The sequence below is a fragment of the Brevibacillus laterosporus genome, from assembly GCF_030489605.1.
GTDB classification, from domain to species: Bacteria; Bacillota; Bacilli; order Brevibacillales; family Brevibacillaceae; genus Brevibacillus_B; species Brevibacillus_B laterosporus_E.
On the sequence record NZ_JAUKFY010000068.1, the window covers coordinates 1 to 838 of the forward strand.

The 838-nt window shown below is 37.5% G+C and carries 1 protein-coding gene; it reads right to left on the reverse strand.

Translation table 11 applies throughout. From position 1 onward, the window contains the following. Positions 1-520 precede the first annotated feature (520 nt). A partial coding sequence (locus QZ995_RS23680) for an Ig-like domain-containing protein (RefSeq protein WP_301812402.1) occupies positions 521-838 on the reverse strand: 318 nt, incomplete at its 5' end.

Here is an 838-nt window from a genome sequence, read left to right on the forward strand (position 1 = left end):
CGTCCGAACCTAAATTCGGACGTTTCAGCGTGCAGATAAAATACCGAAAAGTATGGAGATATGCACGCTGAAGTTCCCCTATAGGGAAATTACCGAATTAGTAACTATTAATTTCCTTCTACTGGCCCTAGAAAATCTATTCCTGGTCCATGACTGTCCTGACGCCTCAAGTCTTCTCCTCCTTTTTATGTAATGCTGATCGCAATTACCATATTCTACATAAAAAAGAACAACCCTTTTTCGGTAATCCGTTAAAGGTTTGTTCTGTATCCGTGTTCCCACAGGCAATACATTCTATGTAGTTGCAAAATACATTGTTTAGGCTTCTACACTAATCACATTCTCAACAGGTATCCACCAAAAATCCTCGTCATTCTTCAGCTTAATCTGTTTAAATTGGGAATCAAACTTATCTACCCATCCCAAAAGCGGATTCTATCACGCCTCTGTTTATTTAATGAGGCGTGATTTCATGTTCACATTTTCAAGATAGAATGTACAGTATTCAACAACTAAGCTATTAAACTGTCAAATCGTATGATTCTACCAATGTTTTACCGAATACTTTATCAGTGGTTGTAGCTTTGATGGTCGTTATTCCCGGTGCAATAGCTTTAATATAACCAGTACGACTGATGGTTGCTACCGATGGATTGGAAGAGGGATAATTCACAGTATTTGTTACAATCTCTTGGTTGTTAATTTCGTAATAAACTTTTGGTGTAGTTTGATGAGTTTCACCGACATCCATTACCGTGTGGAAGGTAATGGTAAACCTAGGTTCAACTTTAATGTTTTTGTATGTCGTTTTTGTAATAGTGCCTTCCGTATATGATAC